At 38.4% G+C, this 14,684-nt stretch carries 14 protein-coding genes; 13 read left to right on the forward strand and 1 reads right to left on the reverse strand.

Translation table 11 applies throughout. The annotated features are described in order from the left end of the window. The first annotated feature begins 13 nt into the window (after positions 1-13). From LMB57_RS00790 to pepT, 13 genes are all read left to right on the forward strand, one after another. A complete protein-coding gene (locus tag LMB57_RS00790) occupies positions 14-1,021 on the forward strand; it encodes a PhoH family protein (protein ID WP_229272155.1) in 1,008 nt (335 codons plus the stop codon). After that, positions 1,021-1,500 (forward strand): rRNA maturation RNase YbeY, encoded by a 480-nt coding sequence (gene ybeY, locus LMB57_RS00795; RefSeq protein ID WP_229272154.1) that lies wholly within the window; start codon positions 1,021-1,023, stop codon positions 1,498-1,500. The genes LMB57_RS00790 and ybeY overlap by 1 nt, the downstream gene beginning before the upstream one ends. After that, positions 1,484-1,879: a diacylglycerol kinase family protein gene (locus LMB57_RS00800; RefSeq protein WP_229272153.1), complete on the forward strand. Its 396-nt coding sequence runs from the start codon at positions 1,484-1,486 to the stop codon at positions 1,877-1,879. The genes ybeY and LMB57_RS00800 overlap by 17 nt, the downstream gene beginning before the upstream one ends. Positions 1,880-1,890: 11 nt before the next feature. After that, positions 1,891-2,796, forward strand: a complete 906-nt coding sequence (gene era, locus LMB57_RS00805; RefSeq protein ID WP_229272152.1) for a GTPase Era — start codon at positions 1,891-1,893, stop codon at positions 2,794-2,796. A gap of 15 nt (positions 2,797-2,811) precedes the next feature. Further along, the gene (recO, locus tag LMB57_RS00810; RefSeq protein WP_229272151.1) at positions 2,812-3,597 is read left to right on the forward strand and encodes a DNA repair protein RecO; all 786 of its coding nucleotides are present in this window, start codon (positions 2,812-2,814) and stop codon (positions 3,595-3,597) included. Positions 3,598-3,856: 259 nt separating this feature from the next. Further along, on the forward strand, positions 3,857-4,843 hold the full coding sequence (glyQ, locus tag LMB57_RS00815) for a glycine--tRNA ligase subunit alpha (RefSeq protein ID WP_229272150.1): 987 nt from the start codon (positions 3,857-3,859) through the stop codon (positions 4,841-4,843). A gap of 1 nt (position 4,844) precedes the next feature. Beyond that, positions 4,845-6,920 (forward strand): glycine--tRNA ligase subunit beta, encoded by a 2,076-nt coding sequence (gene glyS, locus LMB57_RS00820; RefSeq protein ID WP_229272149.1) that lies wholly within the window; start codon positions 4,845-4,847, stop codon positions 6,918-6,920. 134 nt (positions 6,921-7,054) lie between these two features. Then, positions 7,055-8,920 (forward strand): DNA primase, encoded by a 1,866-nt coding sequence (gene dnaG, locus LMB57_RS00825; protein ID WP_229272148.1) that lies wholly within the window; start codon positions 7,055-7,057, stop codon positions 8,918-8,920. 1 nt (position 8,921) lies between these two features. After that, positions 8,922-10,064: an RNA polymerase sigma factor RpoD gene (gene rpoD / locus LMB57_RS00830; RefSeq protein ID WP_003665864.1), complete on the forward strand. Its 1,143-nt coding sequence runs from the start codon at positions 8,922-8,924 to the stop codon at positions 10,062-10,064. Positions 10,065-10,279: 215 nt separating this feature from the next. Beyond that, entirely contained in the window at positions 10,280-11,464 is a 1,185-nt protein-coding gene (locus LMB57_RS00835) for an aminotransferase class I/II-fold pyridoxal phosphate-dependent enzyme (RefSeq protein ID WP_229272147.1), read from the forward strand. 98 nt (positions 11,465-11,562) lie between these two features. Continuing rightward, positions 11,563-12,270: a tRNA (adenine(22)-N(1))-methyltransferase gene (locus tag LMB57_RS00840; RefSeq protein ID WP_324255213.1), complete on the forward strand. Its 708-nt coding sequence runs from the start codon at positions 11,563-11,565 to the stop codon at positions 12,268-12,270. Next, positions 12,257-13,081: a Nif3-like dinuclear metal center hexameric protein gene (locus LMB57_RS00845; protein WP_229272145.1), complete on the forward strand. Its 825-nt coding sequence runs from the start codon at positions 12,257-12,259 to the stop codon at positions 13,079-13,081. The genes LMB57_RS00840 and LMB57_RS00845 overlap by 14 nt, the downstream gene beginning before the upstream one ends. Before the next feature lie 26 nt (positions 13,082-13,107). After that, a complete protein-coding gene (pepT, locus tag LMB57_RS00850) occupies positions 13,108-14,355 on the forward strand; it encodes a peptidase T (RefSeq protein WP_229272144.1) in 1,248 nt (415 codons plus the stop codon). Positions 14,356-14,400: 45 nt separating this feature from the next. Here pepT and LMB57_RS00855 read toward each other — a convergent pair whose 3' ends face one another. Further along, complete coding sequence (locus LMB57_RS00855; protein WP_113896521.1) at positions 14,401-14,643, reverse strand: YjzD family protein; 243 nt, start codon at positions 14,641-14,643, stop codon at positions 14,401-14,403. Between the last annotated feature and the right edge of the window lie 41 nt (positions 14,644-14,684).

Below are 14,684 nucleotides of genomic sequence, written 5' to 3' on the forward strand. Positions count from 1 at the left end.
GGAGATTGTATAGGTGGGAGAACAAAAAACGATTGAACAAACTTTTCAAATTGAAAGTCCAGAAATAGAAGTTGGTTTACTAGGAACGCAGGATAAGTTTGTCAGCCTGATTGAACAAGGAATGGATGTTGAGATTCGACCATTTGGGGAAAATCTTAAAGTAAGTGGACAAGAAGAAGATGTTAAGCTTACAATCGATGTATTTCGTGCCCTTATTTCGTTGTTAAATCAAGGGATTCGTGTTCATAGTACAGATATTGTCAGCGCGATGAAGATGGCGCATCGAGGGACCTTAGAATACTTTGCTGACCTCTATAGTGAAACGATTATTAAGGATCGTCGTGGTAGAGCCATCCGCGTAAAAAATTTTGGTCAACGGCAGTATGTTAACGCAATGAAGCATAATGATATTACATTTGGGATTGGGCCTGCCGGAACAGGAAAAACTTACTTAGCAGTAGCAATGGCCGTGGCATCCTTAAAGCGTGGCGAAGTGGAACGGATTATCTTGACGCGACCAGCAGTTGAAGCTGGTGAAAGTCTAGGCTTCTTACCGGGTGATCTTCGTGAAAAAGTAGATCCTTATTTACGACCAATTTATGATGCCTTAAATGATATTTTTGGGGCTGATCATACGCAACGGTTAATTGATCGGGGAATTATCGAAATTGCTCCCCTTGCTTATATGCGTGGACGAACCCTTGACGGGGCATTTGTAATTTTAGATGAAGCCCAAAATACGACTAATGCCCAGATGAAGATGTTCCTCACCCGTTTAGGTTTTGGATCAAAAATGGTTGTTAATGGGGATGTTTCACAAATTGACCTTCCTCATGGGACGCGCAGTGGTCTTGTAAACGCGCAACGAATTTTGAATAACATTAAGTCAATTAAGTTTGTTAAATTTAGTGCGGAAGATGTTGTTCGTCACCCAGTTGTGGCGCGGATTATTACTGCTTATGAGGATCAAACGTCAAAGCAATTAGCAGAAAAAGACAAAGAGAAAAAAGAGGAAAAATGATGGATCTGGAAATTTTCGATCAAACAACAGCACAACTTCCAAATGAACAATTGGAGATGGTAAGGGATTTATTACAATATGCTGCTAAAAAACTTTCCTTATCAGAAAATACTGAAATGTCCTTAACATTTGTAAATAATCCAGAGATAAAAAAATTAAATGCTCAGTATCGTAATGTTGACCGGGCAACTGATGTTTTAAGTTTTGCCGCAGAAGAAGCAGGAGATGAAACACCAATCATTATGGATCCCGAAGTAGCTGCTGAAATTCCAGTTAATCTTGGTGACTTATTTATTTCCATCGATAAAGTAGCGGAACAGGCAAAGTTCTTGGGCCATTCAGTTGATCGTGAGTTAGGTTTTTTAGCTGTCCATGGCTTTCTTCACTTAAATGGATACGATCATGAAGAACCGGTAGATGAAGAAAAAATGTTTAAATTACAACGGGAGATACTAGACGGCTATGGGCTCACGCGATAAACATCAAACTGAGAAAAATCATCACTTACTTCAAGCAATCTGTCATGCAATTGATGGAATTATTCAAGTATTACGTGAAGAGCGTAATATGCGCTACCATCTTTTGGCTGCCTGTTCAGCCATTATTGTGTCGGCTTTATTGCATATTTCAGCAATGGAATGGTTATGGATTTTATTGGCAATCTTTGTTGTTTTTACATCCGAATTTCTTAATACGGTTACCGAAGCTGTTACAGATTTGATTGTTGATCACCATTATGAATTAAATGTAAAAAAAGCTAAAGATGTAGCCGCTGGTGGCGTACTGATTTCGGCGATATTTTCAGTCTTGGTGGGATTAATTATTTTTATCCCCCGTATATTAGCAATTATTAGATAGGAAGTTTTAACATGGATAATCCAAATTATAAGTCTGGCTTTGTGGCAATTATTGGGCGCCCAAATGTTGGAAAATCAACTTTATTGAATTATGTTGTTGGTCAAAAGGTAGCAATTATGAGTAATGTTGCACAGACGACGCGTAATAAGATTCAAGGAATTTATACAAGCCCAGAAGCACAGATTATTTTTATTGATACGCCAGGGATTCACAAACCATCTACAAAATTAGGCGATTTTATGGAAAAATCAGCAATGTCAGCACTAGATGAAGTAGATGCTGTCTTATTTGTTGTGAGTGCAACTGAAAAGCGCGGCCCCGGTGACGACTTTATTATTGAACGCTTAAAGAAAGTTAATCAGCCAATCTTTTTAGTTGTTAATAAGATCGATCAAATCAATCCCAATGATCTGCCGGAAATTGTTGACCAGTATAAAGACACCCTTCCGTTTAAGGGGATTGTGCCAATTTCGGCTTTACAGGGAAATAATGTAAATAACTTAATTAATGATATTATTAAAATTCTTCCTAATGGTCCGCAATACTACCCGGCCGATCAAGTAAGCGATCACCCTGAACGCTTTGTGATTGCAGAAATGATCCGTGAAAAGGTCTTTTTGCTGACAAGACAAGAAGTACCACATTCAGTAGCTGTTGATGTAACATCGATAAAGCGGGAGGATGAAAACCATCTTCATATTTCAGCCAATATAATTGTTGAACGTCCTGGCCAAAAGGGAATTATTATTGGTAAGGGTGGAAAAATGCTGAAAAAGATTGGGACGATGGCCCGTCAAGATATTGAAAGATTACTTGGTGACAAAGTATTTCTTCAATTATGGGTAAAAGTTGTTCCTGACTGGCGTGATAAGTCTGCAATGCTAAAAGACTATGGTTATCGGAATAAAGACTATTAAAAGGAAGATGGTTACATGGCACGCGTAACCACACAATTTACTGGGATTATTATGTATCGACAGGATTATCGTGAGCGAGATCTATTAATAAAAATGCTCACTGATAAGATTGGGCCAGCGATGTTTTTTGTAAAAAATGCTAAGAAACGTGGCTTTCGCATGACTGCTGATATCCTGCCATTCACCCATGGTACATATATTGGCTCGCTTGATGAAAATGGCTTGAGTTTTATTAATACAGCCAGCGATACTAGCCAATACAAGAAGATTGCAGGTGACATTAGCAAAAATGCATATGTTACGTACATTTTGGCACTAGTTGACAGTGCTTTTAATGACGGTCGAAGCATTGGTGGCTGGTTTAACCAAGTTGCTGCAGCACTAGACTTAATCGAAAAAGGATTAGATGAGCAAGTAATTACAAATATTATTGAAACACAGCTGCTAGTTGCTTTTGGTGTAGCGCCAATTTGGGATCGGTGTGTTGTTTGTAGCCGCAATGATCTGGCGTTAGACTTCTCAGAACAATATGGGGGGATGCTTTGCCAAAATCACTGGTCACTTGACGAGCACCGTCTCCATCTTGACCGTAAAACTGTTTATTATTTCCAACAGTTTGCTACAATTAACTTGCAAAAATTGAATTCTATTCGGATTAATCCAGCTACCAAACGACGCCTTCAACAAGTTTTGGATACTCTTTATGATAATGAGGTCGGTCTAAATTTGAAGGCAAAACGTTTTATTAGACAAATGAATAAGTGGGAACAAAATATCGGAAAGTTATCAATGAACGATTGACATTTGTAAAATATTTTTCTATTATAAGAGCGTGTTTAATTGAATATTGGCAATGACAGAGATTGTGGATAAACCAATCAGCGATCAGGGAATGGTGCGAGCCTTGTAATTTGTTTATCTTTGGCACTCTAACAGCCGCTTAAACTAAGCTGTTTTACAGAGATGTAAAAAAGTAGGGTGGAACCGCGATTAACTTCGTCCCTACAGTATCTATTATTTGGTACTGTAGGGACTTTTTCATTGAAAGGAGAAGTAAAGTATGACGAAAAAACTAACCGTGCAAGATATTATCTTTACATTGGAACAATATTGGGCAGATCAAGGCTGTATGCTGATGCAGGCTTATGATAATGAAAAAGGTGCAGGGACAATGAGTCCTTACACTTTCTTACGTGCAATTGGTCCTGAACCATGGAATGTGGCTTATGTTGAACCTTCACGGCGGCCGGCTGATGGTCGTTATGGTGAAAATCCAAACCGGCTTTACCAACACCATCAATTCCAAGTATTAATGAAGCCTTCTCCTGATAATATTCAAGAATTATACTTAGGTAGTTTGAAAAAGTTGGGAATAGATCCTTTAGAGCATGATATCCGGTTTGTTGAAGATAACTGGGAAAACCCTTCAATGGGCTGTGCCGGTGTTGGTTGGGAAGTTTGGCTTGACGGAATGGAAGTTACTCAATTTACTTACTTCCAAGTCGTGGGGGAGTTACCTATGAGTCCAGTAGCTGCCGAAGTTACTTATGGACTTGAACGGTTGGCTGAATACATTCAAAACGTTGACTCAGTTTATGACTTAGAGTGGGCAGACGGGGTTCTATATGGTGATATCTTCCAAGAACCTGAATACGAACATTCCAAGTATGCGTTTGAAGAAAGTAATCAAGACATGCTTCTGCAAGACTTTAATGATTACGAAAAGGAAGCTAAACGTTTGATTAAGCTTGGACTAGTTCACCCAGCTTATGATTATGTTTTAAAGTGTAGTCATACCTTTAACTTGCTAGATGCGCGTGGTGCAGTTTCGGTTACTGAGCGTGCTGGGTACCTTCACCGTATTCGAATTATGGCAAAATCAATTGCAAAGGCCTTTGTTGAAGAGCGGCGTAAACGTGGCTTCCCATTAATTCATGATGAAGCAGTCCGTCAAAAGACAGTCGAAGAATATACAAAAAAAGCGGAAAAAGCAAAGGAACGGGCCGCAAAAAAAGCAGCTAAGAAAGCACAAAAGGGGGAAAAGTAAGATGGCAAATACATATTTATTAGAAGTCGGTGTTGAAGAAATGCCTGCTCACGTTGTAACACCAAGTATTAAACAGTTACACGAGCGCGTTGAGAAGTACCTTAAAGAACAACGGATTACTTTTGATAGTATTCAAGAATTTGCAACTCCACGACGGATGGCGTTATTAATCCGTGGCTTAAGTGATAAGCAACCTGATATTGATGAATCAGTTAAGGGTCCTGCAAAAAAGATTGCTCAAGATGCTGATGGTAATTGGACAAAAGCCGCAATCGGTTTTACCCGCGGTCAAGGTGCTTCTGTTGAAGATATTGAATTCAAGGAAGTAAAAGGTGTTGAATATGTTTTTGTTGAAAAGCATATTGCTGGAAAGACTGTTGCTGAAGTCCTTCAAGGATTGCCAGCAGTTATTACTTCGATGAATTTCCCAACCTTGATGAAGTGGGGCTACAATAACTTACAGTTTATTCGTCCAATTCGGTGGCTAGTTTCATTATTAAATGAAGAAGTTGTTCCATTTAACATTTTAGATGTTGAAGCCGGCCGAGAAACACAAGGTCACCGGTTCTTAGGACATCCAGTTGAAATTGCTAAGGCTGATGATTATGAGGAAACCTTAAATAATGATTTCGTTATTGCTGATCAAACAAAGCGAAAAGAGTTAATTAAGGATCAAATTACTGAAATTATTAATGAAAACAACTGGCAAGTTGATTGGGATGAAGATTTACTCGAGGAAGTTAATAACCTAGTTGAATGGCCAACTGCCTTTGCTGGATCTTTTGATGAGAAGTACTTAGCATTACCTGATCCGGTCTTAATTACTTCCATGAAGGATAACCAACGTTTCTTCTGTGTACGAGATGAAGACGGTAACCTCTTATCGCACTTTATTTCGGTTCGTAACGGTAATACAGACTACCTTGATAATGTTATTAAGGGAAATGAACGGGTTCTTGTTCCTCGTCTTGAAGATGCCCAATTCTTCTACCAAGAAGACCAAAAGTTGACAATTGATCAATATGTTGAACGGTTAAAGAAAGTTAGTTTTCACGATAAGATCAGTTCAATGTATGATAAGATGCAACGGGTTGCAGTGATTGCAAATGTTCTTGGTAAGCAATTGAATCTTTCGGATGAAGAACTAGCAGACCTTGATCGAGCAGCACATATTTATAAATTTGACCTTACTACGCAAATGGTGGGTGAATTTGCTGAATTACAAGGAATTATGGGCGAAATTTATGCTAAGTTGTTCGGTGAAAAAGATGATGTTGCCACAGCCATTCGCGAACATTACATGCCAATCTCTGCAGAAGGAGAATTACCACAAACTAAGATTGGAGCGGTCTTAGCAATTGCCGATAAACTTGACAGTATTATGAGCTTCTTTGCGGTTGACATGATTCCAAGTGGTTCGAATGACCCTTACGCTTTACGTCGGCAGGCATTTGGAATTGTCCGGATTATCGCCGATCGTGGTTGGCACCTTCCATTATTAAATATTCAATCAGAAATTATTCCAGCCTTTGAAAATGCTGAAATCAATGTTTCTTTTGATTTGAATAAAAACAGTGATGAAGTCCGTTCATTCTTCTTAGACCGGATTAAACAATTATTCCATGGTCAAAAGGTTCGTCACGATATCATTGATGCAGCGACTGATACCCGCCAAAATGATATTGCCAATGTTCTTGAAGCTATTCAAACTATTGAGGATCATAAGAATGATGATAACTTTAAAGAAGATATCGAAGCTCTTACCCGAGTATTACGGATTGCAAAGAAGGATAATCGTCCAGTTAATGAGCTTGCAGTAGATCCTAATTTATTTGAAAATCCATCTGAAAACAAGATGCATACTGTTGTTTCAGAATTGCTTAAAGAAGATAAGCAAACGGTAAGTGAAAACTTTGCAGCCTTACGGACTTTAACACCAATAATTAGTGAATACTTTGATGAAAATATGATTATGGATAAGAATGAAGATATTCGTAAGAATCGTTTAGCCCAATTAAGTATTTTGGCTCATCAAGCATCATTAATTGGTAACTTGGATAACTTGATTGTAAAATAAGACGTTTTAATTGTATTGCAGCTAACTTGTGGTATTATAGATACTAGTTAAATGTAAAAATAGGTGGAGGTCGCATTCCGTTAGGTTGCGACCTTTCATTTCGTTGCTATTCGCTTACTAAATGAGGTGGATCAATGGCAAAGATACCGCGTGATGTGATTGATGAAATACGAAATTCAGTTGATATTGGGGATGTAATTGGGCGTTATGTCCAATTGCATCAGGCTGGAAAAAATTTAATTGGGTTATGTCCCTTTCATGATGAAAAGACGCCATCTTTTTCAGTGAATGAAGAAAAGCAGTTTTTCTATTGTTTTGGCTGTCACCGGAGTGGAAATGTATTTCAATTTTTAATGGAGCTAAAGCAGATTGATTTTGTAGATGCGGTTAAAGAGATCGCTAACGATAGTAATATTAAGATTCCGGAACAATATGTTAGCATTCCGACTAAACCATTAAATAACGAGAATCGACAACTGTTTGACCTTCATGATAAAGCAGCTAAACTTTATCACCATATATTGGTAAATACACCGGCTGGGCAAGGTGCACTTAATTATTTAAAAAAACGGGGAATGAGTGAAGAGCTGATTGAACAATTCGGCTTAGGATATGCTCCTGATCAGCGAATTTTGAAGCCATTCTTTCAGCAGCAAAAGGTTGATTATCAATTACTAAGAAAAAGTGGACTTTTTAGTGAAGACCAACAAGGAGAGTTGCGAGATCGGTTTATTCAACGGATAATGTATCCGATAAAAAATGGTCAAGGTCAGGTGATTGCTTTTTCTGGACGGTTAATTGATACTAGTAAAACAAATTTACCCAAGTATTTAAATAGTCCTGAGACACCGATTTTCAATAAACGACGAACCTTATTTAATTTTGACGTTGCACGAAAAGCGGCTCGTAAAGATGGCCGGTTATACTTATTTGAGGGATTTATGGATGTGATCTCTGCCTTTGATGCTGGGGTCGAAAATGGAATTGCTTCAATGGGAACCAGTTTTACCGAAGAGCAAGTAGCAATTATTGGTCGAGCTACTAAGCAATTAGACATTTGTTACGATGGAGATCAACCAGGACAAAATGCAATTGATCGTGCAATTAGCCTTGTTAATGATCATCGCCCTAATCAGTTGCAGGTGAAGGTTGTTCAATTACCGGCTGGGATTGATCCAGATGAATATGTTCAAAAGTATGGTCCACAGCAATTCAATGCCTATCTTACGAATAAGGAAGAAACAACGACAGAATTTTACCTGCGCTTTTTAAGAAATGGGAAAGATTTAGATAATCAGAATGAACTAATGCAATATCTTAACCAAGCATTGAAGGTAATTGCGCGGGTTCAAGCTCCCTTAGAAGAAGATATGTACTTGCAACGGTTGGCAGGTGAGTTCAAGTTAGATCGGCAAACCTTAAAGACACAGTTAGATCAATTGCGACAACAACTAGGAATTCATAATCAGTCATGGATTAAGCAACAGCCTTCACCAGCTCGTCATCAGCACTTTCAACAAACTAGTGAGGAAGAACATCAAAAAATTAAACTTAGTAGGACTGAATTAGCGGAACAGATCTTACTAAGGTATATGCTATATGATCGTGAAGTATGGATGCATGTGACAGCAGATCACAATTTTCATTTTGCACATGAGAAATATCAAACCTTGTATTTATTAGCCGCAAGTTATTTTTCTGAAAACGGATCGTATTCAACTGCTGACTTTCTCGATTATTTAGATGAAAGTAGTCTACAAGGTACTCTAGGGCAAATTGAAAATTTAAACGTTGATCGAGAAGTTGATATGCGAGCAATTGATGATTGCATCTATATGATCATGGAACAAACGCCGTTAGCTGCGCAAATTGCAGATAAACAAGCCCAGTTAAAAGAAGCTAATTCGTTGCATAATACAGAATTGGCTACGCAATTAACAATTGAACTGGTAAAATTATTAAAACAGCAGCAACGCTTAAAAACGGAGGAGACTAATTAATATGGCAAAAAGTAAGAAAAAAGACATTGTTATTTCTAACAGCGCCGATTTTGACCAACAAGAATATGACACCGCAGTTGGTAAGTTAATTCGTAATTACAAGAAGCAAAAGCAGATTGAATACGATGAATTAACTACTAAAATTGCTAAACCATTTGAATTGAACGCTGACGGGATTGATAATTTACTTCAAAATATTGAAGATGCCGGAATTAGTGTTGTCGATGAAAATGGAGATCCAGATCCTCGTGCTTTAAAAGCTACTGAAAAATTATCACAATCTGCCATGAAGGATACATCAGCACCAACCGGGGTTAAAATTAATGATCCTGTGCGGATGTACTTGAAGGAAATTGGTCGTGTAAATCTTTTGACAGCTGATGAAGAAGTTCAGCTTGCTTTACGGATTGAAAAAGGTGATGAAGTAGCTAAACAAGAACTAGCTGAAGCAAACTTGCGATTAGTTGTTTCAATTGCAAAGCGTTATGTTGGCCGTGGAATGCAGTTCCTTGATTTAATTCAAGAAGGTAACATGGGACTTATGAAAGCTGTTGAAAAATTCGATTACCGGCGAGGATTTAAGTTCTCTACTTATGCTACCTGGTGGATTCGGCAAGCTATTACGCGGGCAATTGCTGATCAAGCACGGACAATTCGGATTCCGGTTCATATGGTTGAAACCATTAACAAATTGATCCGAATTCAACGACAATTACTTCAAGATTTAGGCCGTGAACCGTTACCAGAAGAAATTGGTGCAGAAATGGATATGCCAACTGAGAAAGTGAGGAATATTCTTAAAATTGCCCAAGAACCAGTTTCTCTTGAAACGCCTATTGGTGAAGAGGATGATTCTCATTTAGGGGACTTTATTGAAGACCAGGATGCAACAAGCCCAGCCGACCATGCTGCTTATGAAATGATGAAAAAACAGCTTGAAAATGTTCTTGATACATTAACTGATCGTGAAGAGAACGTTCTCCGGCTTCGTTTTGGCTTAGATGATGGTCGAACACGAACGCTTGAAGAAGTCGGAAAAGTCTTCGGGGTAACGCGGGAACGGATTCGTCAAATTGAAGCCAAGGCACTCCGGAAATTACGCCATCCATCACGTTCTAAGCAATTAAAAGATTTCTTAGAATAAAAAGATTCTTCATTTAAATATATACGTAAAAAAGACGGATTTACACTAAAAAAGTAGCCTAAGTTAATTAATTATCTTAAGCTGCTTTTTAATTTTATTTAAAATAAATGAGAGAAATCTTATTTTTATATTGAAAACATTCTATTGTTCGGGTAAAATTTTTATAAAGCGTTTTTAAAAACTATTATAAATAAAAATCGAGGAGAGATCGAACAATGCCAGAGTTATCTGCTGATTTATATGGAACTGTTAGTCATAAGTTGGATGCATTACAACCATCAGGTATTCGTGCATTCAATAAAGAAGTTTCAAAGATTCCAGGAATTATTAAATTAACATTAGGAGAACCAGACATGGCAACTCCTGAACACGTTAAGCAAGCAGCCATTAGAAGTATTGAGGAAGATGATTCTCACTATGCTCCCCAAATGGGAAAGCCGGAATTACTTGAAGCAATCAGTGATTATATTCAGAATACTCGTGATGTGCACTATGACCCGCAAACTGAAATAATTGCGACCGTGGGAGCAACTGAGGCCCTTGATGCAACCTTATTTGCAATTCTTAATACTGGAGATAAAGTTGTGGTTCCTACCCCGATTTTCTCCCTATATTTCCCATTGATTGAAATGACAGGAGCAACGGTTGTTCAGGTTGATACTTCAGCAGATAATTTTGTTTTGACTCCAGAAAAACTTGAAGAAGTCCTTGAAGAAGAGGGGAAAGGCGTCAAAGCCGTTATTCTTAACTACCCAAGCAACCCAACTGGTCGTGAATATCCTCAGGAAGTTCTAGCAGGATTAGCTGAAGTAATTAAGAAGCATCATTTATATGCGATTGCTGATGAAATCTATAGCGAATTAGTCTATGGGGTAGAGCACTATTCAATTGCTACCATGATTCCGGAGCGGACGATTTTCATCTCTGGACTTTCAAAATCTCACGCAATGACTGGTTACCGTTTAGGATATGTTGCTGCTCCAGCTAAAATTATGGCTAATATTTCAAAGATGCATGCTTTCTTAGTCACAACAGTAACTAATAACGTTCAAGTTGCAGCGGCTGAAGCACTGACAAATGGCTTGGATGATCCATTAGAATTTCGCAAAATTTACCAGCATCGCCGTGATTTACTCGTTGCCGGTCTTAAGAAATTAGGCTTTGAAATGTTAACTCCTGAAGGGGCCTTTTACCTTTTTGCTAAGATTCCAGCCCAATTCGGAACTGACGATGTTGCCTTTGCAAAACAGCTTGCTAAAGAAGCAAAAGTTGGGGTAACGCCAGGCAGTGCCTTTGGTAAAGGTGGCGATGGTTATGTTCGCCTGTCATATGCCTCCTCTGATGAAAACCTAACAGAAGCAATTAAACGGATTGGTGAATTTTTAGACCATCTTGTGTAAATTAATAGGGAAGTAGGAATGGGACTCCTAAGTGGGTGCTACCTTACTTCCTCTTTTTGTTATAATTAGTTTATTAAATAGATAAAGGAATGATTTTTGTGGATGAAAAGCACTTATCAACACGGCTAGCATGTGTTGCTTCTCTAGTTCCATCAGGTGCACGGGTTGCCGATATTGGTTCTGACCATGCATATTTACCAGCCGCATTAGTGTTAGATGGTAAAATTGATTTTGCAATTGCTGGCGAAGTAGTAAGGGGGCCTTATGAAAATGCTGTTCATGAAATAAAAGATCACCAATTAGAAGGTCAAGTTATCCCAAGATTGGCAGACGGCTTAGCAGCGATTGAACCAGCAGATAAAGTTGATACAATTACGATTGCTGGAATGGGTGGAAGTTTAATTGCTTCCATTTTAGAGAAGGGCAAGAGTAAGCTAACAGGAATTAAGCGACTTGTCCTTCAACCGAATGTGGGTGAAAGTCAGTTGCGTGAATGGTTAATGAATAATCGTTATCAAATAATGACAGAGAAAATAATTGAAGAAGACAATCATATTTATGAAATTATCGTTGCGGAGCCATCAGTTGTCCCATTTAAATACAGCAAGTATGAGCTTGATTTTGGGCCATTTTTGTTGGAAAATAAAGGGCCTATTTTTAAGAAGAAATGGCAAGAATACCTTCAACGTGAAGCCCATGTTATTGATCAGATGCAAAAGGCTCAACAGCCACCAGTAAAAAAGATTAATGAAATAAATCAGTTTTTATCACAAGTAAAGGAAGCGATCGCCGATGACAACCGGTAACCAATTAATTGCGCGTTTTGAAAAATTTGCTAATCCGCAACTAGCAGAAAAATGGGATCATGTCGGCTTGCAAATTGGCAATCCAGATCTCCCAATTACTCGACTAATGACAACCCTTGATGTTCGCCCAGAAGTGGTTGATGAAGCAGTTGAGCAAAATGTTGATTTTATTTTTACTCATCATCCCATTATGTTTCACCCAGCAAAAGATCTAGATACGCGGGATCCGCAAAATGCAATGTACGCTAAACTTTTGGCGAATAATATTACTGTTTATGCAGCTCATACTAATTTGGATACTGCTAATGGCGGAATGAATGACTGGTTAGCAGATCAACTCCATCTAACTAATACTGTACCGTTAGTATCGGCAGGAAATGATCCGATAAGTGGTAAACCAGTTGGAATGGGACGGGTTGGTGAACTGGCTGAACCATTAACGCCGCAAAAATTTGCAGAATATTGTATGGATGTTTTTGATGTACAGGGATTACGGTTAATTGTCAACCCGCTTGACCAAAAGAGAGAGATTAAACGTGTTGCAGTACTTGGTGGTGCTGGTCAAGATTTTTATCAACAAGCTCTTGAAGCTGGCGCAGATGCTTATGTCACAGGCGATGTAAGTTACCACTTTGCGCATGATATGATTGCTAATCACCTTGTTGTTATTGATCCTGGACATCATATTGAAGTGGTAGCCGCTCATCAGCTTGCTAATTTAATTACTCAGTGGAAAGATGAAAATAATTGGCAGTTTGAAGTGCTAGAGAGCAGAGTTAATACAGAGCCATTTACTTTTATTAGTAAATAGTTTTTTAGATAAGGAGGATGCTAATTATGAGTGAGGAAAAGTATGAGGGATTATTACCACGTTTTTTGAAGTATGTTAAAACTGAGACCAGGTCAAATCCAGATTCAAAAACAATTCCTTCTGATCCTAAGGAAACTGCATTTTTAAATGAATTAAAAGATGAATTGATATCTCTAGGGTTGAGTGATGTTCATATTAATCCACAAAGTTCATATTTGGTCGCCACAATTCCAAGTAATCTTGACCGAGATGTGCCAACAGTTGGTTTCATTGCCCATATCGACACTGCAGATTTTAATGCTCATAATGTTAATCCACAGATTGTCGAAGATTACGATGGCAAGTCAGATATTAAGCTTGATAAAGATGGGCAATATATCTTAACTACTACCGAATTTCCATCATTGAAAAAATATCAGGGCAATACTTTGATTACTACTGATGGCTCTACTTTGCTTGGGGCTGATGACAAGTCAGGAGTAGCGGAGATTGTTACAATGGCTGCTTACCTGATGGCTCACCCTGAAATCAAGCACGGAACCATTAAGATTGGCTTAGGACCTGATGAGGAAATCGGTACCGGGGCTGATCATTTTGATGTTAAAGATTTTGGGGCCGATTTTGCCTATACGGTTGATGGTGGCCCACTTGGCGAATTGGAATATGAAACATTTAATGCAGCTCAGGCGGAAATTGAGATTCAAGGAAAAGATGTTCACACTGGGGTTGCCAAAGGAACGATGATCAATGCTATTCAGGTTGCAATTGACTTGCAAAATAGTTTGCCAGCCCATGATCGAGCAGAACGGACAGATGAACGGCAAGGATTCTATCACTTATATAAGTTTGATGGAACTGTTGATCATGCTTCAATGACTTATTTAATTCGCGATCATGATAAGCAAATATTTATTGAGCGGAAGCATTTACTTGAACGGATTGTTGCTGGCTTAAATGATGAACTTGGTGCAGATCTAGTAACGATGAATCTTTATGACCAATATTACAACTTAAAAGATGCGCTTAAGGATCACATGGAAGTTGTTGAAATTGCAAAGAAAGCTATGGAAAATCTGGACATTAAACCTGATATCTATCCAGTTCGTGGCGGGACAGATGGTTCAACAATTTCTTACAAGGGCTTACCAACTCCTAATCTTTTTGCTGGTGGAGAAAATATGCACTCGCGTTTTGAATATGTATCACTGCAAACGATGGAGCGGGCATTGGACACCCTGCTTGAGATTGTGCGGTTGACTGCGGAAGAAGCCTAAATAAATTAAAAAGGATCGAGCCGTTTTGGACTCAATCCTTTTTAATTAATCTTCATTTTTGCTAGGATTTGCATCTGCGGTAATTTTGTCCACACAATTGATAACGACTAATCCCATAATTACAGAACACCAGCCGACAAGGGTATAGTCTGGTGTCATCGATTCTAGTTGACCTGTGATGTAAGCTAGGACCTCACCCAGAATAAGTGCCCAAATACCAGCCACAATATTCTTTGATAAAAAGTTCATGTTGGTCATCCCCTTTGAAGTCATACCATATTCTAGCATATTTATTAATACTTTTGAAAGGGTTGGGCTAATTTCTCTAT

This window comes from Limosilactobacillus secundus, from assembly GCF_020784695.1.
Lineage (GTDB): Bacteria > Bacillota > Bacilli > Lactobacillales > Lactobacillaceae > Limosilactobacillus > Limosilactobacillus reuteri_F.

What these genes read in the sequence shown, in the direction of transcription:
- ybeY (WP_229272154.1), top strand. Translation starts at nt 1,021, where the DNA reads ATGGATCTGGAAATTTTCGATCAAACAACAGCACAACTTCCAAATGAA.
- LMB57_RS00800 (WP_229272153.1), top strand. Translation starts at nt 1,484, where the DNA reads ATGGGCTCACGCGATAAACATCAAACTGAGAAAAATCATCACTTACTT.
- era (WP_229272152.1), top strand. Translation starts at nt 1,891, where the DNA reads ATGGATAATCCAAATTATAAGTCTGGCTTTGTGGCAATTATTGGGCGC.
- recO (WP_229272151.1), top strand. Translation starts at nt 2,812, where the DNA reads ATGGCACGCGTAACCACACAATTTACTGGGATTATTATGTATCGACAG.
- glyQ (WP_229272150.1), top strand. Translation starts at nt 3,857, where the DNA reads ATGACGAAAAAACTAACCGTGCAAGATATTATCTTTACATTGGAACAA.
- glyS (WP_229272149.1), top strand. Translation starts at nt 4,845, where the DNA reads ATGGCAAATACATATTTATTAGAAGTCGGTGTTGAAGAAATGCCTGCT.
- dnaG (WP_229272148.1), top strand. Translation starts at nt 7,055, where the DNA reads ATGGCAAAGATACCGCGTGATGTGATTGATGAAATACGAAATTCAGTT.
- rpoD (WP_003665864.1), top strand. Translation starts at nt 8,922, where the DNA reads ATGGCAAAAAGTAAGAAAAAAGACATTGTTATTTCTAACAGCGCCGAT.
- LMB57_RS00835 (WP_229272147.1), top strand. Translation starts at nt 10,280, where the DNA reads ATGCCAGAGTTATCTGCTGATTTATATGGAACTGTTAGTCATAAGTTG.
- LMB57_RS00845 (WP_229272145.1), top strand. Translation starts at nt 12,257, where the DNA reads ATGACAACCGGTAACCAATTAATTGCGCGTTTTGAAAAATTTGCTAAT.
- pepT (WP_229272144.1), top strand. Translation starts at nt 13,108, where the DNA reads ATGAGTGAGGAAAAGTATGAGGGATTATTACCACGTTTTTTGAAGTAT.
- LMB57_RS00855 (WP_113896521.1), bottom strand. Translation starts at nt 14,643, where the DNA reads ATGCTAGAATATGGTATGACTTCAAAGGGGATGACCAACATGAACTTT.